Here is a 19,514-nt window from a genome sequence, read left to right as displayed (position 1 = left end):
TCCTGGCCAGGGGGATCGCCAGCACCTCGCTCCTTGCTTTCAGCGCATGTGCAGGATGATCGGGCTGCTGCTGGCCGGGTCGGTATGCCCGCGCAGCTTGCCGACCGCTTGCGCGTCGACTGCGCCACCCGAATTGCCCCAGGTGCCGCGCACGAAGCTCAGGACCTCGGCGATTTCCCGGTCCGACAATTGCTCGCGAAAGGCCGGCATGCGGTAGGCATCCGGCACGCCGGCGGCGACCACGCGCTGCGAGCCGTTGAGGGTGATGTTGATCGCCGACGCGTTTTCCTTGGCCAGTGCCGAAGTGGCGCCCGCCAAAGGCGGCATCCACTCGGCCTGGCCCTGGCCGTCCAGGCCGTGGCAGGAGGCGCAGCGGGTCACGTAGGTATGGGCTCCGGGGCTGTCCAGGCGGGCGGCGGCGGACACGGCCTGGTACTGCCAGGGCGCGCCGTCGCGCTGCGGATCGCCGGGCAGCGACTTTAGGTAGCGGGCGATCGCGGCCAGGTCCTCGTCGGCCATGAACTGGGTGGAGTTGTTGAACGCCTCGGTCATCGAGCCGTAGACCACCGCGTGCTGGTTACGCCCGGTCTTGAGGAACTGCACGATCTGCGGCTCGCTCCAGCGGCCCAGGCCGGTGTTGGAGTCCTGGCGCAGGCTCGGCGCGTACCAGCCGTCGAGCAGGGCGCCAGCGAGGAACGGTGCGCCGGACTCGTCCAGGGCCTGCTCGTTGAACGCCAGGCCGCGCGGGGTGTGGCAGCTGCCGCAGTGGCCCGGCCCCTGGACGATGTAGGCGCCGCGGTTCCACAACGCATCCTGCGCAGGCTTGGCGGCGTAGGGCGTGCTCGGGGCGAACAGGCCGTTCCACAGCGCGATGGGCCAGCGCATGTTCAGCGGCCAGGGGATAGCGCTGGGGACGTTGGGCTGGCTGACCGGTTGCACGCCTTTCATGAAGAACGCGTACAGCGCGCGCATGTCATCGTCGCTGAGCTTGACGTAGGACGGGTAGGGCATCGCCGGGTAGAGCCGCCGGCCGCCCGGGGCGACGCCATGGCGCACGGCGCGGTCGAAGTCGGCCAGGCTGTAGGCACCGATGCCGGTGTCCCGGTCGGGGGTGACGTTGGTGGCGTGAATGGCGCCCAGCGGCGTGGCCATTTCCAGGCCGCCGGCGAAGGGCGCCTTGCCCGGCAGGCTGTGGCAGGCCACGCAATCGCTGACCCGGGCGACGTACTCGCCGCGGCTCACCAAGGCGGGGTCGAAGCGGGTCGCCGCGGCCTGTTCCTGCTCGAAGGGCGAGGCGGGCTCGCGGGTGACATACCAGGCCAGCAGGCCTGCCGCGACCAGGCACGGCAAGGCCAGCCAGCCTGCGGTTCTTGCGAATCGGCGGTTATTCATGGGCAGTCCTTGTCGGTCAGCTGAAGGTGTATCGGCTCAATGGCAGGCTACGGATGCGCTGGCCGGTCAGCCGCGCCACCGCGTTGGCCACCGCCGGCGCCACCGCGGGCAGCGGTGGCTCGCCGACGCCGCCCATCTTTTCGCCACTCTCGACAATCCGTACATGCACCCGCGCCATGCGTGAAGGCGGCAGGATCGGGTACAGGTCGTAGTTGCGCGCCCGGGGCTTGCCGTCCACGTAGACCGCTTCTTCCACCAACGTCTGGGACAACCCCAGGGCCACGGCACCATTGACCTGGGCCTCGACGATCGCCGGGTTGACGATGCTGCCCGGGTCGATGGCCTGCCAGATGTCGTGGACCTTGACCTGGCCATTTTCGATCGACACCTCGGCGATCGCCGCCGTGTGCGAGCCGAACGGCGAGGCCATGGCCACGCCGCGGGCGCGGCGAGTGCCGTCCTCGGCGGTGAACGGGCCGCGCTTCCAGCCGCCGGACAGTTCGCCCACCGCCTGCAGCAAGGTGGTCAGGCGCGGGTTGTCGCGCAGCAGGTGCTGGCGTAGCTCGTACGGGTCGCGGCCGCCTTTGTCCGCCAGTTCGTCGAGGAAGGCCTCGTAGAAGAAGTCGTTGAGCGAATTGCCCACCGAGCGCCAGTAGCCGAGCATGGCCGGCCCCTTGACGTAGATCTGCGCGATGCGCTTGTTGGCAATGGTGTAGGGCTTGCCCGACAGACCTTCAAGGGCCGAAGGGTCGAGTTTCTCGCCCTGTTTGCCGGCGATGGCCTCGGTGGGGCCTTCGGTGGCGCTCACCGCTTCGATCGCCACCGGCAGCCCTTGGGCATCCAGCGCGGCCTGGAACTTGACCACGGCGACCGGACGCAGCACGTCACGCAGGAACTCTTCCTCGCGGCTCCAGATCAGCTTGACCGGGCGGCCGACGGCCTTGGCCAGGGCGATGGCCTGCGGGTAGGGACAGGCCGAGTCATAGAGGAAATGCCGGCCGAAAAAGCCACCCAGCAACGGCGAGTGCAGGGTGATCCGCGAGGGGTCGAGACCGGTGCGCTTGGCGATGTCGGCGCGGAACATGTCCGGCGCCTGGTTGGGCAGCCAGACCTCCAGCGAACCGTCGGGATTGAAGCGCGCCAGGGCCGAAGGGGGCTCCAGCTGGGCGTGGTTGAGGTACTGGTTGTGGTAGGTGGCCTCGACCCGGGTCTTGGCACTGGCCAGGGCGGCGGCCACGTCGCCTTCGTTTTCGTCGTCGCGGGCCGGGCCTTGCTGGGCGGCGAGAAAATCGCGGAACGCATCGCTGGAAAAGTCAGCGGGCATTGGCCGTACCTTCGAATCGGCGGACGCTTCCTGCCAGTCGACCTGGATGGCTTCCGCCGCGCGCTTGGCGTGCCACCAGCGTTCGGCGACCACCGCCACCGCGCCGGGCAACTGGTGAACGGAGTGCACGCCTTTCATGGCCTTGACCTGGGCCTCGTTGCGCAGGCTGCCCACCGTCATGCCCAGGCGCGGCGCATGCTGCACGGCGGCGTGGAGCATGCCGTCGACCTTCAGGTCGATGCTGTACAGCGCCTTGCCGGTGGATTTCTCGTAGGCATCGACGCGCCGCACCGGCTTGCCGATCCAACGGAACTGGCTCGGGTCGCGCAGGGTGATGCTGGCCGGATCGGGCACCGGCATGTCCAGGGCGCGACCGGCCAATTCACCGTAACCCAGGGAGCGGCCGGAAGCGGCATGCAGCACCCGGCCAGGCTCGGTGGACAGCTCGGCCAGCGGTACGCCCAGTTGCTCGGCACCGGCCTGCAGCAGCATGGCCCGCGCCAGGGCGCCCAGGCGGCGCATGGTCGGGTAGCTCATGCGCACCGACATGCTGCCGCCGGTGATGCGCATGCCGTTTTCCATCACCACGTAGGCTTCGCCGGGCGGTGCGGCCTCGACCACGAAGGTGGCGGGGTCGGCGTCCAGCTCTTCACCGACGATCTGCGCCATGGCGGTGTGGGTGCCTTGTCCGCCTTCCATGAAGGGGCTGAGCAAGCGCACGCTGCCATCCGGGCGAATCTCCAGGAACGCCGGCACCTGGGTCCCGCGTTCCGCGGTGTTCGCCGTGGCGGCCAGGACCCGGGCCGAACCCAGCGGCAGGCCGAAACCGAGCACCAGCGCGCCCACGGCGGTGCCGGTCAGAAAGCGCCGGCGGGACAGGTTGACCGGTTCGTCCAGCGGCAGATCCAGGAGGTCTTCAGCAAAATCGATGGGCTTGTTCATCAGGCGCTTTCCTTCTTGGCAGGCTGGGCGGCCAGGTCATGCACGGCGGCATGGATGGCGTTGTAGGTGCCGCAGCGGCACAGGTTGACCATCGCCGCCTCGATCTGCTCATCGCTGGGCGCGGGGCTGTGCTTGAGCAGCGCGGTGGCCGCCATGACCTGCCCGGACTGGCAGTAACCGCACTGGGCCACCTGGTGCTCGACCCAGGCGGCGACCACGCGCTTGCCGACTGCGTCCGCCTCGATCGCCTCGATGGTGGTGACCTCGCGGCCGACCACACCCGCCACCGGGGTGACGCAGGCGCGCACCACATTGCCGTCCACCAGCACCGAACAAGCGCCGCACTGGGCCAGGCCGCAGCCGTACTTGGTGCCGGTCAGGCCCAGGTCATCGCGGATCACCCACAGCAACGGCGTGTCGGCGTCGGCATCGACCTGATAGGTCTTCTGGTTGATTCGTAGTTCCATGGCTCACCTGCTGATCATCGGTTGGTGTGTCGTTGTTTTTTCTTCAGGAGGCGCCACGAGGCGTGTCCTTGCTCAAGAAACGCGGGTAAAGGGGCGGATACGCCAATCCGCTGCCCCGTGCGCCGGGCTGGCCGCGAGCACGTCGGAGTGGGCCGGAAGGTCCAGCGAGAAAAAATGCGAGGAGGTGTCGAGGGTATGTGCCAGGGGCGATGCCTGGCCGGCGCGGGCTTGGGTCATGGCGGCTGGCTCCTAGTGATCGGACTCTAGCCCAGGGGCCAAGGGTTTCCTATCCGATACCCGGCAAGCTCAGAGGATCAGGCAAGTATTCCAGAGGAATGCGCAATAACGCGGGCTGGGAGGCGTCGAGCAACTGCAACGAGTGACAGACAAGGCGGGGTTTATGGGCTGGCTACGGCTCGGGGGAGGGCTTGGAAGGAGAGCGTCGCGATGAACCATCGGGCCGCGCAACCTGTGCGCGACCCGACGGGTTTGATCCCTGCTTAGATCCGGTGGATCTGGGTGATGTGCGGCTTGCCTTTAATAGGCGCGTAGATTTCCACTACGGCCTGCCAGCTGTCCGACGAGCCAGGCACCGTTGCTTTCGACAGATAGCGATAGTTCGTGCCGTTGACGACTTGGGTCGAAACTTTTTCAGGGGTGTAGTGCACACCCACGAACCCGGCCAGGGCCTCTTTGAATACTTCCCGATCCTTTGGAGTCAGTTCGTGGTAAGGAGTCCATCCGCCAACAAAGTTCTCTTGAGCCGACATACGATATATCTCCATATATAAGTTCCTACTCGTCTGGCTTTTCGGAGTCCGCCCCGTTTATTGAATGGTTTCCGGAATCCATTGTGCCGAGTGGGTTTCCCAAACGCCTGCTCATCGTGAAACAGGGTATTGGGGAGAACACCGGCACGTACTGCACAAGTCGCGCACTGCAAGCCATCAAGTGGCGGGCGCGAACCGCTGGTCATGGAGGATGAGGTAGTCGCCGGCTTCAGATCCTTGTCCCTGATGGAAACAGCCTTCGATGAATGATGACCGCCAGACCTCCGTGTCTTGTCTGCAGCAGCTGTGCCTATAGGGCATGCCGCTGGATGGCCTTAAGCTATCAGGCAGCAGTGAAAAGTATGTCCGCATTTGGCTGTGTGAGATGTAAGGCGTTGGCTATTGGCTACGAGCGGCCAGAGCCCTTGAACCTGCTATCAATATTGAGGTTTATCGAAGGGCACAGCGCCGTCATCGAGATATCGGGTCACCGAACGCGAATGTTTGGCTGAGAAGCAAGCCGAATGAAGACGCTTTAAGGGGTTAGCCTGTAGCCTTGAACGATTGCAACCTGCGAGTTTCTGTTTTGGCTAGAAGTGTAGATAGGCGCGACTATGAAAATGTAGACCGCCCCATCGTGGTCATGGCGAAGGACTATCCGGCCGCATATGCCGTGGCGCCGCATGCCCATTCCTGCGGGCAGCTCATCTACGCGGTTTCCGGCGTCATGGAGATCCGGACGGGCACGGGCCTGTGGCTGGTGCCGCCGCAACGCGCCTTGTGGATGCCCGCGGGAATCTCCCATGCCATGCAGACCCGAGGCAGCCCGGTGGCATTGCGCACAGCCTATGTTCGCCAGGATCGCTATCCCACTGATGCCCCCCTGCACCCCGGCGCGGTACGGGTTTCGAACCTGCTGCGCGAACTCATCCTGCGTGCGGCGACGATTGCCCTTGATTATCCAGAGGACAGCCGGGATGGCCGCATCCTGAGCCTGATCCTCGAAGAGATTGCCTGGTCGCCGGAACAAGGGCTGCATTTGCCCACGGGCCGCGACAAGCGCTTGGTGGCCACCTGCGAAGCGATCCTGGCCAACCCACAGGATAATCGCACGCTGAACGACTGGGCCGGCCAGCATGGCGCGACAGCGCGCACGCTGTCGCGGCTGTTCACTGCCGAACTCGGGGTGCCGTTTCAAGTGTGGCGACAGCAGGCCCGCGTGATGGCGGCGTTGCCGCGCTTGGCCGCGGGCGAGCCTGTGACGACTGTGGCGCTGGAAATGGGCTACGACACGCCGGGCGCGTTCTCGGCCATGTTCAAGCGGCTGCTTGGAGCATCGCCCAGCCGCTACTTTGCGTAGTTGATCGGGCGTGCGCTTGTCCTGTTTGACGTAGAGGTTGTCTTTCTGCGCGAAGCGTGACGAGAGGAGGGGCAACACACTATCAAGTGATTCGGCGGCCGACTGTCCGCCGCCACGATTGATAGGGTTTCCATGGACTCGCATGCAGCACAACGGCGCTTTCTCCTGCTGATCCTCAGCTCCACCTTTCTGCAAGGCTCGTCCTTCGTCGCCAGCAAGATTGTCCTGAGTGAATTGCCGCCGCTGTGGCTGGCGGCGCTGCGGTTTTTCGTGGCGGCTCTCTCGCTGCTGCCCTGGTTGTGGCTGCGCCACCGTGCTCGGGTCGCTGCCGGCACAGCGGTTCCGGTCAAGGCCATGCCCTGGCTGCGACTGACCATCATCGGCCTGTTGCAGACGACCGGTGTCATGGCGTTCCTGACCATGGGCCTGACGCAGACCAGCGCATCCAAGGCGGCAATCCTGATGGCCAGCAATCCGCTGGTGGTGGCGCTGCTGGCCGGCATCCTGCTCAAGGAGCGGGTACGCCCCCTGGCCTGGCTGGGCTTGCTGCTGGCCTTTGCCGGGGTGGTGGTCTGCATCGGTGTGCAGTCGGTGATGACCGGCGCGATCGGCCCCGCGGAAGCGCTGGTCATGGCGGGCTCGACCTGCTGGGCTCTCGCCACGCTGGCCAGCAAGCGCTTTCGCTTGGCCGTCGATACCTGGACGCTGGCGTTCTGGCAGATGCTCATTGGGGCGGTCGCGCTCGCGTTGCTGGCCGCCTGGCGTGGCGAATCGTTCAGCCTGCCGGCCCAAACGATGGGGGCGTTCCTGTGGCTGGCCATTCCCGCTTCGACGGGGGCCATGGGATTGTGGTTCGCGGCCCTGCATACGGGCGGCGCCGTGCGCACCAGCGGCTTCCTGTTTCTGTGCCCTTTCTTTGCCGCGCTGATCACCTTCGCCATCAGCGGCGACATGCTTTCCACCCACGAAATGCTGGGTGGCGTGATGATCGCCGTAGGCATTGTCTTGCTGTCCCGGACACCGGCCGCGCGGCCGGCCAGCCATTCCTCGCCCCGGGAAACCTCGTCGTGACCCCCACAAATCCGCGCTGCTGGTGAAGGGGAGGAGGGCATGGCTGCTTTTAGCCAACCTGTGGGGCAACTTTAGCCTCGCGCATCAAAGCGTTTCGCCCATTGCTGCTCGCGGGCATGACTCACCAGCAGGTCCACGAAGACCCGCGTCTTGGCCGGCAGCAGTTTCTGCCCGGCGAAGTACAGCGAGATGGGGCCCGCGTCGACATACCAGTCCGGCAGTACCCGTTCAAGGGCGCCACTTTGCAGATGGTCAAGCACGTCGGGAATCGTCAATAGCGCCACGCCCAGTCCCATGAGCGCGCTCTGGCAAAGTGCTTGTGGGTCGTTGACCAGCAACCGCGGGCGCAACTCCAGTGCTGCACGCTGTTCCTTGGGGCCTTGCAGTGTCCAGCCGCGGACCTTGCCGCTTTGTAGCGAGCGCATGGCCAGGTGCTCAAGGTCATTCAACTGTTCGGGACGACGTACAAGAGGGTGCCTGGACAGACAGTCCGGCGATGCCACGAGCACCAAATGCGCCGGTGACAGATCCCGGGCGATCACCCCGGGCGAAAGCTCGATGCCGCCGCCGATGGCGACGTCAAATCCATCGGCGATCAGCTCCACCTGGCGATTGTCGAAATGCCACTCGGGAACCACCGCTGGATATCGCTTCATGAACTGCGGCATCAACGGCAGCAGGTAGTCGCGGCCAAAAGCGGGCGCCGCGGAAATACGCAGCACTCCAGCCGGCTCTCCGGCATTGCTGGTTACGTCGGCAATCGCCGCCTGGACAGTCTCCAGCCCACCCTTGACGTTAGCCAGAAAACGCTCCCCAGCCTCGGTCAAGGCCAGTCGGCGAGTACTGCGTTGAAACAGGCGTACCCCCAGGTTGGCTTCCAGTTGGGCGACATTCCTGCTCACCGCGGCCGGCGTGATACCCAGGCGCCGCGCGGCGGCAGAGAAACTGCCTGCCTCCGCGCTGCGAACGAAAGATTGCAGATTGGCCAGGGTTTCCATGATCGATACCTTCAAGCAAACGTTGAAAGTGATTCTAGTCACTCCCTACTACTTGATGGAAAAAGAAAAGCGTTTCATAGCCTCACCAACCACCACTAGAGGCTCACACCATGAACGCTGTCACGCTTCCTCTCTTTGGCAAGATCGCCATCGTCACCGGCGGCTCGCGCAGTATCGGAGCGGCCATTGCCCAACGCCTGGCCGCGGACGGCGCTGCTGTCGCCATTACCTACAACGCCTCGCCTGATCGTGCCGCGGCCCTGGTCGAGGCGATCACCGCTGCCGGCGGTCGAGCTATTTCGCTGGCCGCCGACGCTGGAGATCCCGAGGCTGTCCGCGCCGCGGTCCAGCAAGTCGCCATGTTATTCGGCAAGGTCGATATCCTGGTCAACAACGCCGGCATCAGTGTGCTCGGTGCTCCGCAAGACATCGCTTTCGAGGACTTCCAGCGCATCCTCGCGGTGAATGTCACCGGTGTTTTCGTGGCCACCCAGGAGGTGCTCAAGCACATGGGGCAGGGGGGGCGAATCATTCATATCGGCAGCTCCATGGTGCAATACGCGGCTTTCGCCACCGCCTCCGCCTACACCCTGACCAAGGGCGCCGTGGCGGGCTTCAGCCGAGGCCTGGTGCGAGACCTGGGACCCCGCGGCATCACCGTGAATACCGTCCACCCCGGGCCGACCGACAGCGACATGAACCCCGCCGAGGGTCCGGTGGCGGACTTCGTGCGTCCCAATATCGCTGTGGGACGCTACGGGGAAGGCCAGGACATCGCCAGCGCAGTGGCCTATCTGGCCAGCCCCGAAGCCAGTTTCGTCACCGGTGCCGAATTGATGATCGACGGCGGCTTCACCGCCTGAGGAGCCAGACATGAGCATGAGTATCAGCATCATTGGAGCAGGCGCCCTAGGCAGTGCGATCGCCAGGTTACTGACGAAGGCCGGCCTGGACGTGAGCATCGCCAACAGCCGTGGCCCTGACAGCCTCACGTCGCTGATCGCCGAACTGGGGCCCAAGGCTCAAGCCGTTACCGCCGAGCAAGCGGCTACCGCAGACCTGGTGTTCCTGGCGGTGAACTGGTCGAAGATTCCATCGGCACTGGCCGGGCTGGGCCCCTGGGAAGGAAGGATTGTGGTGGATACCAACAACCCGATTGAAGCGCCGCTGTTCAAGCCCTTTGACCTGGGAGGCCAACCTTCCACCCAGGTCGTGGCGCAAATGCTGCCCGGCGCCCGCGTGGTCAAGGCCTTCAACCATCTATCGTCGAATCTGCTGGCCAACCCGAACGCCGAAGGGGGCAAGCGAGTGTTGTTTGTCTCTGGAGAGCAGGCGCACGCCAAGCAGCAGGTCAGCGAGCTGATCCAGCAACTGGGGTTCCATGGCATCGACTTGGGCGACTTGCAACAAGGGCAGCTCGCGCAATTTCCCGGAGGGCCTTTACCGGCGCTCAATCTGGTCAAACATGACTGACGACGAGGCCGGTGAATACCGGCTTCGCTTTATGAGGACGGTATTGAGAGCAGGTTCGGCCGGAGTTTTTCCAGTTGCCCTGGAAAGGCGTTCGGAACGATCGTTTTGTGACTGGATATCTTATCGGTCACGAGTTGTCAGTCCACTACAGGGTGAGTAAGCTGTTCCCATGAATCAGCCATCGATATCTCCGCCCAGCGCCCGTGGCCCAGCCGATCACGACATTCGAAACCAGATTGTCGCGGCGGCCAACGAGCACTTCAGTCAGTACGGCTATGGCAAAACCACGGTCTCCGACCTGGCTAAAGCCATTGGTTTTTCCAAAGCCTATATCTACAAGTTTTTTGATTCCAAGCAGGCGATCGGTGAAGCCATCTGCACAAATTGCCTGGCAGAAATCGTTGCGGCTGTTGAACAGGCCATCAATGGAGAGACCCTTTCGGCAACGGAGCGCTTTCGACGCCTGGTCAAAACGGTGATCGCCACAGGTGTGAACCTGTTCTTCAACGATCGGAAACTCTATGACATCGCAGCGTTTTCTGTGTCGGAGCGCTGGTCCAGTTCGCAAGTCTATGACGCACAGATCAAGCAATTCATCTTGCAGATTGTGCGTGAAGGGCGAGAGGTCGGTGAGTTTGAACGCAAGACTCCCCTGGACGAGACAGTAGACGCGATACATCTTGCTCTGCGGCCATTCGTCAATCCTCTGCTGCTGCAGTACAACCTCGATTTTGTCGAAGAGGCGCCCACGCTCACCTCCAATCTCATCTTGCGCAGCCTCATGCCTTGATCTTCGGCTAACGCTCGAACGCCTGCTGCTCTGGGCGAGGTATCGCTCAATCGGCTTTTCACTTTGCCCTTCCTCCAACCGTCGAAGGGCATTTATTTAGCTGTAATGTGACTATTGACTGAAATAGTCACATGGATAAGTATGCGTCCGTTGCTTCTGCTGTTTTATCTCGGTGATAACCCTAGAGTTCTAATAATGAAAAAAATATTGCTCATGAGCCCGCTTGGGCTCGCTGTTGCGCTTGCGTCTTCTTACGTGTCTGCGAGCGGCTTCGCTCTCAATGAACAGAGCATCAGCGGGATGGGCTCTGGATTTGCCGGTCGTTCCTCCTCCGCTGAAGATGCGAGCACGGTCTTCGGTAATCCGGCGGGCATGTCACGCTTGAAAAGAGAACAAGTCAGCGTAGGGGCGGCGACGCTTTTCGCGAAGTCCGACATCAGCCAGACCCGCAGTACATTCGCAGGCCAGGAAGATGGCGACATGGTGCCCACGACTACGGTACCTATGGGCTACTACGTCAAACCCATTGATGAGCACTGGGCATTCGGTGTCGGGTTTTATGTGCCTTTCGGCCTGATAACCGATTATGGCAGCGGCTTTGCGGGGCGTTACTACGCTAACAAAAGCGAGGTCACGACATTTACCTTCCAGCCCACCATCAGCTATGCCTTTAACGACAAGGTTTCGATCGGCTTCGGTCCCACCATCAACCGTATCAGCGGTGAGTTGTCCGGGATGGTGCCCAATCCGCTCAGCCCTGGTCGCAACGACGGGAAACTCAAAAGCACCGGCGACGATACGGCCCTGGGTTTCAACGCCGGCATTCTGGTACAGGCTACCGATCGAACTCGCCTCGGATTGACCTACCATTCCAAGGTCAGTTACCACCTGGATGCCAAGACCAAGGTCACCGACGGCATCTTTAGCGTGTTGGGGGTTAGCGGCCGCAGCTATGACGCTTCGCTGGATGTGGATACGCCGGAGTCGGTGGACTTCTCGGTAACTCATCAGCTCAGTAATGACTGGACGCTCTACCTGGGGAGCACCTGGACCCGCTGGAGTCGTTTCAAGGAGTTAACCATCGAGAACACGGGCTTGCCTCCTTTATTGAGCGGATCGCTGGGCACGGTTACCGAAGAACAGGACTGGCACGATACGTGGGCCCACGCTATCGGTACGGCGTACAAACTGAATGATCACTGGGTACTTCGTGCCGGCTTGTCAATCGACCAGTCGCCCGCCAACAACACCCATCGCGGGCCCCGTATTCCAACGGGCGACCGGACGGTTATCAGCTTCGGGGCTGGCTGGACTCCGGCGGACAATGTCACGATCGATGTCGCTTATTCCTATCTGTGGGAGGAGAGCGTGCAGGTCAACGGTACCTCCGCGACCCGGGGCGCATACAGTGCCAAGTACAAGAACAGCGCGAGCGGGCTCGGCACTTCCGTTAGCTATCGTTTCTAAGATAGGGCGTCGCTCTACGATAAGGGGCCGGCCGGGAGTGCAGGTTACCTCCCGGCTAAAGCATATTTCCCTCGGGGAAGCTGCTTCGTCGCCACTCACACGCCCATGACGCGCGACATGAGCTCCTGATGAAATCGGCGTGGCGTGGGGCAAACTCCTCGCCAAATCCGCTTGAGGTTCCGGTGATGAGCACCCAGGAATTCTCGCTCGCTTTCATAGCCCCCCTCTCGAACGGGTAGTCGCGTGTGCCATAAAGCGCCGCGTCGCCTGGTCAAGTCATCGAGTCGCCACGGACCGGGTGTCAGGAGGTTGCCAGCCACCACCGAGGGCCTTGAATGCCGCAACCGCCGCCCGTGCCGATTCCGTTCGCGCCTGCGCTCGGGCATCGGAAGCCTGCAGCATCGTTTCGTCGGCGTGCAGGACATCGATCAGGCTGGCCGTACCTTTCTGGTAGGCCATGAACGACGATTGGCGAGCCTGCGTCAGGGAGGTTTCGCCTTCGCTCAGGGTGGTTGCCTGGACTTCCCGATTCACCAGGGCGGAAAAGGCATTCTCGACATCTTCGGTGGCGCGCAGTACGGACTGACGGTAAGCGGCCAGTGCTTCGGCTTCCTGCCCCTTGGCTTGCTCGATTTGAGCGTTTATGCGGCCAAAGTCGAACAGTCTCCAGCGCAGCCCCAACACGCCCGCCGACTGATTGGCGCCGCCGGTGAAAAGATTGCCGCCGGATACCACCGTGGCACTACCCAGCAATGCGCTGAGGGAGAATTTCGGGTAGTACTCGGCAATCGCCACCCCGATGCGCGCGTTGGAAGCCGCAAGCTGGCGCTCGGCGACGATGAGATCGGGCCTGCGGCGTAGCAGATCGGCCGGCGTTCCCATGGCCTTTATCTGCGGTGCAAGAGGAATGCTCCCTGCATTGGCCAGTTGCGCGCGATGAGTGCCGGGCGGTGTACCGAGCATGACATCCAGTGCATTCATGGCAGCATCCAGGCCGGTCTGCAGGACCGGCACTGTCGCCTGGACCTGCGATAGCGCACCCTCGGTCTGCTGAACCTGATAGTTGGCAGCGAGGCCCTTGCCGTAAAGCAAGCGCACTTTCTCTAGCAGCTCCTGCTGCGTTTTGACTTGGCGGTTGGCAATGTCCAGCCGGGCCTGCAATCCGCGGAGGGTGATGTAGATATCGGCGGTCTGCGCGGCGACGGCCAGTCGTGTGGCGGCGGCGCCCGCCTCGGACGCCTGGTACTCGGCGAGTGCGGCTTCGCGTCCGCGTCGCAGGCCGCCAAAGACATCGACCTCCCAGCCCGCACCGAGGTTAACCTCGTAGGAGTTTCCATACCGATCATAACCAGGCGTTGAGTTCAACACCTGGCCGAGCGGGGTCTCGATCGATTGGTAGGAACGCGCGGCCTGGCCACTGATGTTCCCCGAGGGCAGCAAGGCGGCATTTGCGGCACCCAATCCTGCCCGAGCCTGCGTGACTCGCGCCGATGCCTGCGCCAGATCCAGGTTCTGTTCAAGCGCCTTGGAGACGAAGTCGGTCAGCACGGGATCACCAAAACCTTCCCACCAGGCCACAAGACTGGCCGGCCTCGCCACAGGCCTCTGCTCGACGGCAGATTGACCCAGGTAACGATCCAGCAGCGGGGCGTGCGAACGTTGATAGTCCGGACCGACCGCGCAGCCTGCCATCAAGCTGGCGCTCACCCAAAGAGCAGTGGGGCGGAGGGGAGGCATTGAGGCTCCTTAAATCGAGGATGTTTGTGACCATGTTACGTTATGGTCACGGCCTGTCAATCAGCGCAATTTGACCAGCTTATAAAGTTTGCTCAATGAATACAGCGCATTTCCCATGAGCCTGGAGAATCTTGATACGTCACAGATTGTGACCGTTGACAGATATGGTCACTATACTGAGAATGTGTTGCATGTCCTATTGTTCAAGTAAGGGAACCTATGCGCCGGCTCCGATCTGTCCCCATTGCCGCTTGCCTGTTGCCTCTAGTCCTGACGGCGTGTGGCGACTCATCCACCGTTGAAGATCCACGCACGCAGGCCCCTCTGGTGAGGTCCTCTGCGGTGCAGGGGGCGTCCGGTGCTTCACGCTCTTTCACTGGCGTCGTGGCGGCCCGCGTCCAGGGCGACCTGGGTTTTCGGGTCTCGGGCAAGATACTTGAGCGCTTGGTCGACACGGGCCAGACCGTCAAGCGGGGTCAGCCGCTCATGCGTCTCGACCCAATCGACCTGGGACTGCAGGCGCGAGCGCAGCAAGAGGCGGTCATCGCCGCTCGGGCCCGAGCCAAGCAGACCGCCGATGACGAGGCGCGCTATCGCGACCTGGTCGCCGCGGGGGCTATTTCTGCATCGGCCTATGACCAGGTCAAAGCCGCAGCCGATACCGCAAAGGCGCAGCTCAGCGCCGCCGAAGCGCAGGCTGACGTAGCCCGCAATGCTTCTGGTTATGCGGTGCTGTTTGCCGATTCCGATGGCGTGGTGGTGGAGACGCTGGCCGAGCCCGGGCAAGTCGTCAGCCCGGGGCAGCCCGTGGTTCGACTGGCGCGGGCAGGGCAGCGCGAAGCCATCGTGCACCTGCCCGAGACGCTACGTCCGGCAGCGGGATCCACCGCGCAGGCGACGCTGTATGGCAACACCACGGAGGCTGTTACGGCGAAGCTGAGGTTGCTTTCTGACTCGGCCGACCGGATGACTCGTACCTTCGAGGCGCGGTATGTGCTTGAGGGCGCGCTGGCCAATGCGCCGTTAGGTTCGACCGTTACCCTGCGGATCGCCGAGGGCAGCGCCAATGGACAGGTGCTGCAAGTGCCGATCGCTGCCATTCATGACCCGGGCCAAGGCACTGGCGTGTGGGTCATTGCTGGCACACCGGCGAAGGTGGCCTGGCGACCTGTCCGGGTCCTGGGCTTGAGCGACGACGCAGCGCAAGTTGCCGGCGATCTCAAGGCCGGCGAGCGGATTGTGGCCTTGGGCGCGCATCTACTGCGCGAGGGGGAGGAGGTGAGACTGGCTCAACAGGGTGACGTCAACGTTGCCGGGAGCCATCCATGAGCCAGGGGCGCTTCAATCTCTCGGCGATCGCCGTTCGCGAACGTTCGATCACGGTATTCCTGATCTTCCTGATCGCCGTTGCTGGCACCCTGGCGTTCTTCAAGCTGGGGCGGGCGGAAGATCCGCCGTTTACGGTGAAGCAGCTGACGGTCATTACCGCATGGCCGGGCGCCACGGCGCAGGAGATGCAGGACCAGGTTGCAGAGCCCCTGGAAAAACGCCTGCAGGAACTGAAATGGTACGACCGCACGGAAACCTACACGCGTCCAGGTCTCGCGTTCACGATGGTGTCGTTGCTTGACAGCACGCCGCCCTCGCAAGTGCAGGAAGAGTTCTATCAGGCGCGTAAAAAGCTCGACGACGAGGCCATCAAGCTACCGGCGGGGGTCATTGGCCCGATGGTCAACGACGAGTTCTCAGATGTGACATTTGCGCTTTTCGCCTTGAAAGCCAAAGGCGAGCCGCAGCGGCTGTTGGTGCGTGATGCGGAGTCGTTACGCCAGCGCCTGCTGCACGTGCCAGGCGTGAAGAAGGTCAACATCATCGGCGAGCAGGCCGAACGCATCTTTGTCTCCTTCTCCCATGATCGGCTGGCCACGCTGGGCGTCTCTGCCCAGGATATTTTTGCCGCGCTGAACAATCAGAACGCGCTCACGCCTGCCGGCTCGATTGAAACCGACGGGCCGCAAGTCTTCCTTCGTCTCGACGGTGCCTTCGATAAGGTGCAGAAGATTCGTGACACTCCGATTGTGGTCCAGGGGCGCACGCTCAAGCTCTCTGACGTGGCAACTGTCGAACGGGGCTATGAAGATCCAGCAACCTTCCTTGTGCGCAATAACGGGGAAGAGGCTCTGTTGTTGGGAATCGTGATGCGAGACGGCTGGAACGGCCTGGACCTGGGCAAGGCGCTGGACTCCGAGACGAGCAAAATCAATGAAGGCATGCCGCTGGGCATGACGCTGAGCAAGGTCACCGATCAGTCTGTGAACATCAGTTCGGCCGTCGACGAGTTCATGGTCAAGTTCTTCGTCGCCCTGTTGGTTGTGATGCTTGTCTGCTTTCTCAGCATGGGCTGGCATGTAGGAATTGTGGTGGCGGCGGCTGTGCCGCTGACGCTGGCCGTGGTGTTTGTGGTGATGGCGGCCACGGGCAAGAACTTTGACCGTATTACCCTCGGGTCGCTGATTCTGGCGCTTGGCCTGCTGGTGGACGACGCCATCATTGCCATCGAGATGATGGTGGTGAAAATGGAGGAGGGCTATGATCGTATCAAAGCCTCCGCGTACGCCTGGAGTCATACGGCCGCGCCAATGCTCTCCGGTACGCTGGTGACCGCCATCGGCTTTTTGCCCAACGGCTTCGCCCAATCCACCGCCGGCGAGTACACCAGCAACATGTTCTGGATCGTGGGCATTGCCCTGATCGCCTCCTGGGTGGTCGCGGTGGCCTTTACCCCCTATCTGGGGGTGAAAATGTTGCCGGACATCAAGCCGGTCGAAGGTGGTCATGCGGCCATCTACGACACCCCTAATTACAATCGCTTTCGCCGGATTCTGACGCGGGTCATCGCCCACAAATGGCTAGTGGCCGGCACGGTTATCGCGGCGTTTGTCGTGGCGATTCTCGGCATGAGCCTGGTCAAGAAGCAATTCTTCCCCACCTCGGACCGTCCCGAGGTGCTGGTCGAAGTGCAAATGCCCTATGGAACCTCCATCGAGCAGACCAGTGCCACTGCCGCAAAGGTCGAGGCCTGGCTGCACAAACAGGATGAAGCAAAAATTGTCACGGCCTATATCGGGCAAGGCGCGCCGCGCTTCTACCTGGCGATGGCGCCGGAGCTCCCCGATCCCTCGTTCGCCAAGATCGTGGTATTGACGGACAGCCAGGAGGCGCGCGAGGCCCTCAAGTTCCGTCTGCGCGAGGCCATTGCCGAAGGGCTTGCCCCGCAAGCGCGGGTCAGGGTTACGCAACTGGTGTTTGGTCCCTATTCGCCATTCCCCGTCGCCTACAGGGTAATGGGGCTTGACCCGATGACGCTGCGCGAGATTGCCGGCCGGGTACAAGAGGTCATGCAAGCGAGCCCGATGATGAGGACGGTCAACCGCGACTGGGGACCACTGACGCCAACGCTGCATTTCAGCCTGGATCAGGGTCGTTTGCAGGCGGTTGGCCTGACATCCAACGCAGTCGCCCAGCAGTTGCAGTTCCTGCTGGCCGGGGTACCGATCACGGCGGTTCGTGAAGATATTCGTTCAGTGCAGGTGATGGGGCGCGCCGCGGGTGACATCCGGCTCGACCCCGCCCGGATTGAAGGCTTCACATTGGTGGGAGCGGCGGGCCAGCGTATCCCCCTGTCCCAGGTTGGAGAGGTGGATGTGCGCATGGAGGATCCGATCCTTCGGCGTCGTGACCGCACCCCGACTATTACCGTGCGCGGCGACATTGCCGAAGGCTTGCAGCCACCGGACGTCTCGAGCGCGATCATGAAGGAGCTGCAGCCGGTCATCGACACCTTGCCTGCCGGGTATCGTATCGAGCAGGCGGGGGCCATCGAGGAGTCGGGCAAGGCCGGCCAGGCGATCTTGCCGCTGCTCCCGATCATGATTGCCGTCACGCTGCTGATCATCATCCTGCAGGTACGCTCGGTCTCGGCGATGATCATGGTGTTTCTCACCGCGCCGCTGGGATTGATTGGCGTGGTGCCGACGTTGCTGATCTTCCAGCAACCATTCGGAATCAACGCCCTGGTCGGCCTGATCGCACTTTCGGGCATCCTAATGCGTAATACGCTGATTCTGATCGGGCAAATCCATCACAACGCACAAGAAGGACTGGATCCGCTCCACGCAGTGATCGAAGCCACGGTACAGCGTGCCCGCCCGGTATTGCTGACAGCGTTGGCAGCCATCCTGGCGTTCATCCCCCTGACGCACTCCGTCTTCTGGGGGACCCTGGCCTACACACTGATCGGCGGTACATTTGTCGGCACCATCATGACGCTGGTGTTCCTGCCGGCGATGTACTCCATCTGGTTCAAGATCACTCCTGTCAAGCAGAGGCAAGCTGAAACAGCGGAACTGATGTAGCAGGCGAACCCGCTAGAAGAGAGGACGCCACCGCCGTCCTCTCGAGGTTTCGATCATGACCCGGCCATAGGGCAACGCCAGCACCGATGCCGCAGATAGCAGCCCAGTGTGGGTCGCGGCGAAGGTCGGCGTAATAAGCGCCTGCCGATAGGCTGACTCAGCGCCAAGGGGAGGGGGTGCAGCACCGCCTTGGGTTGCCAGTCTCCGCCTGCCAAGGTGCGCATCAACTGCAGGTCGACACCTTTTTTATTGTGGCTCTTAAGAACGTTTAGTTTTAGAAAAATGACATGGCACCGATCACCATTGACATCTTTGTTCACCCACTGGATGAATTTGATAAAGGGTGGATCGAAGCTATCCTCACCAAGGACAGTGAGCTTAATTATTTCCAAATACGTGTTAAATATCTGGGCAGGAGCCAAGAGACATGACAGGGGAAGATCTGATTAGGGCTATAAACAACAACACAACACTCATGGAACTGAAGAATTGTCCTGGTGTGCCAGCTCAAATGAGCTGTGCTGTTTACGGGAAGGTGCAAGATGATGTTGGAAATGATGTCATCGAAAACAATGCGAGCATGAAGTACCAAATCGAACAGGCACTTTTATTTCGTGGCGATCACTCACAGACAGCTGTTTGGCACTTTCTTATTACGGGATCAGCGGTTCATCACTTTGTCGTTATCCCTTGGTACAAGCAGTCAGTCGGGACAGTGTATACGGTCTTTATGGCCTACGAGCATAAAAAGGGCGACGAGTATGGGTACTCGGTGGATAAGTATGTCAAGCATATCAATCCAGCCCCTGGCGAGATTAAAGGCTACAAGACAGTTTGGACGGCAAATGACCTAAGCACCATGCTCTCTGACTTGCTAACTAAGAGTAACGCTTGGGAAGAATATTTCGGTAATGTTGGACCCGCTCAGGCAGATGCAATCCGCTACTATCAATACAAAACAACAGCACTAAACTCTGCAGTTTCCAACGTGAATCAATACAAAGAGCTCTGTCGGTAGACTACTTGACCATCCTGGCGACCGCCTCACGCTTGGCCTGCAGTTACCCAAAGCCCACCTTCAGTGCCTTGATGTGCAGGTGGGCCTCGGCCAGCAGCCTAAAAAAGGCCGCCGCGTACTTTTGCCAAGGGGTGAGGGCGAAGTCCGCATTCATGCAAGCGCACTTGGATCAGTTCCGCGTAACCAGCGGTGCCGCGTACTAGGCGTACAGCGCAGTAGCTTCAACGGCATCGCCTTAGCTCAACAAGCTGCTGATGGCGGTGGACTCCCTCCATTCAAACCTGCCTCGA

At 61.9% G+C, this 19,514-nt stretch carries 17 protein-coding genes; 10 read left to right on the top strand and 7 right to left on the bottom strand.

Annotation, left to right across the window (positions count from 1 at the left end):
- Positions 1-39: 39 nt before the first annotated feature.
- The 5 genes from AC07Y9_RS20440 to AC07Y9_RS20420 all read right to left on the bottom strand — a co-directional run bounded on the left by AC07Y9_RS20440 (position 40) and on the right by AC07Y9_RS20420 (position 4,895).
- Positions 40-1,392, bottom strand: a complete 1,353-nt coding sequence (locus AC07Y9_RS20440; RefSeq protein ID WP_102680290.1) for a c-type cytochrome — start codon at positions 1,390-1,392, stop codon at positions 40-42.
- Positions 1,393-1,408: 16 nt separating this feature from the next.
- Complete coding sequence (locus AC07Y9_RS20435) at positions 1,409-3,658, bottom strand: xanthine dehydrogenase family protein molybdopterin-binding subunit (RefSeq protein WP_102680289.1); 2,250 nt, start codon at positions 3,656-3,658, stop codon at positions 1,409-1,411.
- Positions 3,658-4,125: a (2Fe-2S)-binding protein gene (locus AC07Y9_RS20430; RefSeq protein WP_007925635.1), complete on the bottom strand. Its 468-nt coding sequence runs from the start codon at positions 4,123-4,125 to the stop codon at positions 3,658-3,660. Before AC07Y9_RS20430 ends, AC07Y9_RS20435 begins: the two co-directional genes overlap by 1 nt.
- A gap of 72 nt (positions 4,126-4,197) precedes the next feature.
- Complete coding sequence (locus tag AC07Y9_RS20425; RefSeq protein WP_158245993.1) at positions 4,198-4,362, bottom strand: hypothetical protein; 165 nt, start codon at positions 4,360-4,362, stop codon at positions 4,198-4,200.
- A gap of 263 nt (positions 4,363-4,625) precedes the next feature.
- Positions 4,626-4,895 carry a hypothetical protein gene (locus AC07Y9_RS20420; RefSeq protein ID WP_007925627.1) on the bottom strand — a complete coding sequence of 90 codons (270 nt, stop codon included), beginning with the start codon at positions 4,893-4,895 and terminating at the stop codon, positions 4,626-4,628.
- 643 nt (positions 4,896-5,538) lie between these two features.
- Here AC07Y9_RS20420 and AC07Y9_RS20415 point away from each other — a divergent pair.
- Positions 5,539-6,255, top strand: a complete 717-nt coding sequence (locus tag AC07Y9_RS20415) for an AraC family transcriptional regulator (protein ID WP_081002284.1) — start codon at positions 5,539-5,541, stop codon at positions 6,253-6,255.
- A gap of 132 nt (positions 6,256-6,387) precedes the next feature.
- Positions 6,388-7,326 (top strand): DMT family transporter, encoded by a 939-nt coding sequence (locus AC07Y9_RS20410; RefSeq protein WP_102680288.1) that lies wholly within the window; start codon positions 6,388-6,390, stop codon positions 7,324-7,326.
- A 71-nt stretch (positions 7,327-7,397) separates the two neighbouring features.
- On the opposite strand, the gene AC07Y9_RS20405 is transcribed toward AC07Y9_RS20410, so the two are convergent.
- Entirely contained in the window at positions 7,398-8,324 is a 927-nt protein-coding gene (locus AC07Y9_RS20405; protein ID WP_102680287.1) for a LysR family transcriptional regulator, read from the bottom strand.
- Between the two features lie 110 nt (positions 8,325-8,434).
- Here AC07Y9_RS20405 and AC07Y9_RS20400 point away from each other — a divergent pair, with 110 nt between their 5' ends.
- The 4 genes from AC07Y9_RS20400 (at position 8,435) to AC07Y9_RS20385 (ending at position 12,054) form a co-directional block, all read left to right on the top strand.
- Complete coding sequence (locus tag AC07Y9_RS20400; RefSeq protein WP_102680286.1) at positions 8,435-9,187, top strand: 3-oxoacyl-ACP reductase family protein; 753 nt, start codon at positions 8,435-8,437, stop codon at positions 9,185-9,187.
- Positions 9,188-9,203: 16 nt separating this feature from the next.
- Complete coding sequence (locus AC07Y9_RS20395) at positions 9,204-9,797, top strand: NADPH-dependent F420 reductase (protein WP_256580966.1); 594 nt, start codon at positions 9,204-9,206, stop codon at positions 9,795-9,797.
- Between the two features lie 169 nt (positions 9,798-9,966).
- The gene (locus AC07Y9_RS20390; protein ID WP_102680284.1) at positions 9,967-10,587 is read left to right on the top strand and encodes a TetR/AcrR family transcriptional regulator; all 621 of its coding nucleotides are present in this window, start codon (positions 9,967-9,969) and stop codon (positions 10,585-10,587) included.
- Positions 10,588-10,782: 195 nt separating this feature from the next.
- Positions 10,783-12,054: an OmpP1/FadL family transporter gene (locus AC07Y9_RS20385; RefSeq protein WP_102680283.1), complete on the top strand. Its 1,272-nt coding sequence runs from the start codon at positions 10,783-10,785 to the stop codon at positions 12,052-12,054.
- Positions 12,055-12,330: 276 nt separating this feature from the next.
- On the opposite strand, the gene AC07Y9_RS20380 is transcribed toward AC07Y9_RS20385, so the two are convergent.
- Complete coding sequence (locus AC07Y9_RS20380) at positions 12,331-13,791, bottom strand: efflux transporter outer membrane subunit (RefSeq protein ID WP_102680282.1); 1,461 nt, start codon at positions 13,789-13,791, stop codon at positions 12,331-12,333.
- A 219-nt stretch (positions 13,792-14,010) separates the two neighbouring features.
- Between AC07Y9_RS20380 and AC07Y9_RS20375 the strand changes: the two genes are divergently transcribed.
- From AC07Y9_RS20375 to AC07Y9_RS20360, 4 genes are all read left to right on the top strand, one after another.
- Entirely contained in the window at positions 14,011-15,120 is a 1,110-nt protein-coding gene (locus AC07Y9_RS20375) for an efflux RND transporter periplasmic adaptor subunit (protein ID WP_102680281.1), read from the top strand.
- Positions 15,117-18,206 carry an efflux RND transporter permease subunit gene (locus tag AC07Y9_RS20370; RefSeq protein ID WP_102680280.1) on the top strand — a complete coding sequence of 1,030 codons (3,090 nt, stop codon included), beginning with the start codon at positions 15,117-15,119 and terminating at the stop codon, positions 18,204-18,206. Before AC07Y9_RS20375 ends, AC07Y9_RS20370 begins: the two co-directional genes overlap by 4 nt.
- A gap of 287 nt (positions 18,207-18,493) precedes the next feature.
- Positions 18,494-18,637 carry a hypothetical protein gene (locus AC07Y9_RS20365; RefSeq protein ID WP_158245992.1) on the top strand — a complete coding sequence of 48 codons (144 nt, stop codon included), beginning with the start codon at positions 18,494-18,496 and terminating at the stop codon, positions 18,635-18,637.
- A complete protein-coding gene (locus tag AC07Y9_RS20360; RefSeq protein WP_102680279.1) occupies positions 18,634-19,224 on the top strand; it encodes a hypothetical protein in 591 nt (196 codons plus the stop codon). Before AC07Y9_RS20365 ends, AC07Y9_RS20360 begins: the two co-directional genes overlap by 4 nt.
- Positions 19,225-19,514: the final 290 nt, after the last annotated feature.

Source organism: Pseudomonas sp. GW456-L12 (assembly GCF_059424045.1).
This window is presented reverse-complemented; position numbering and strand designations above follow the sequence as displayed.

Excerpts from the sequence above, each read along its gene's own strand:
- AC07Y9_RS20435 (WP_102680289.1), bottom strand. The coding sequence starts at position 3,658 with ATGAACAAGCCCATCGATTTTGCTGAAGACCTCCTGGATCTGCCGCTG.
- AC07Y9_RS20410 (WP_102680288.1), top strand. The coding sequence starts at position 6,388 with ATGGACTCGCATGCAGCACAACGGCGCTTTCTCCTGCTGATCCTCAGC.
- AC07Y9_RS20430 (WP_007925635.1), bottom strand. The coding sequence starts at position 4,125 with ATGGAACTACGAATCAACCAGAAGACCTATCAGGTCGATGCCGACGCC.
- AC07Y9_RS20385 (WP_102680283.1), top strand. The coding sequence starts at position 10,783 with ATGAAAAAAATATTGCTCATGAGCCCGCTTGGGCTCGCTGTTGCGCTT.
- AC07Y9_RS20365 (WP_158245992.1), top strand. The coding sequence starts at position 18,494 with ATGGCACCGATCACCATTGACATCTTTGTTCACCCACTGGATGAATTT.
- AC07Y9_RS20370 (WP_102680280.1), top strand. The coding sequence starts at position 15,117 with ATGAGCCAGGGGCGCTTCAATCTCTCGGCGATCGCCGTTCGCGAACGT.
- AC07Y9_RS20440 (WP_102680290.1), bottom strand. The coding sequence starts at position 1,392 with ATGAATAACCGCCGATTCGCAAGAACCGCAGGCTGGCTGGCCTTGCCG.
- AC07Y9_RS20405 (WP_102680287.1), bottom strand. The coding sequence starts at position 8,324 with ATGGAAACCCTGGCCAATCTGCAATCTTTCGTTCGCAGCGCGGAGGCA.
- AC07Y9_RS20425 (WP_158245993.1), bottom strand. The coding sequence starts at position 4,362 with ATGACCCAAGCCCGCGCCGGCCAGGCATCGCCCCTGGCACATACCCTC.
- AC07Y9_RS20380 (WP_102680282.1), bottom strand. The coding sequence starts at position 13,791 with ATGCCTCCCCTCCGCCCCACTGCTCTTTGGGTGAGCGCCAGCTTGATG.
- AC07Y9_RS20375 (WP_102680281.1), top strand. The coding sequence starts at position 14,011 with ATGCGCCGGCTCCGATCTGTCCCCATTGCCGCTTGCCTGTTGCCTCTA.
- AC07Y9_RS20420 (WP_007925627.1), bottom strand. The coding sequence starts at position 4,895 with ATGTCGGCTCAAGAGAACTTTGTTGGCGGATGGACTCCTTACCACGAA.
- AC07Y9_RS20390 (WP_102680284.1), top strand. The coding sequence starts at position 9,967 with ATGAATCAGCCATCGATATCTCCGCCCAGCGCCCGTGGCCCAGCCGAT.
- AC07Y9_RS20360 (WP_102680279.1), top strand. The coding sequence starts at position 18,634 with ATGACAGGGGAAGATCTGATTAGGGCTATAAACAACAACACAACACTC.
- AC07Y9_RS20395 (WP_256580966.1), top strand. The coding sequence starts at position 9,204 with ATGAGTATCAGCATCATTGGAGCAGGCGCCCTAGGCAGTGCGATCGCC.
- AC07Y9_RS20400 (WP_102680286.1), top strand. The coding sequence starts at position 8,435 with ATGAACGCTGTCACGCTTCCTCTCTTTGGCAAGATCGCCATCGTCACC.
- AC07Y9_RS20415 (WP_081002284.1), top strand. The coding sequence starts at position 5,539 with ATGGCGAAGGACTATCCGGCCGCATATGCCGTGGCGCCGCATGCCCAT.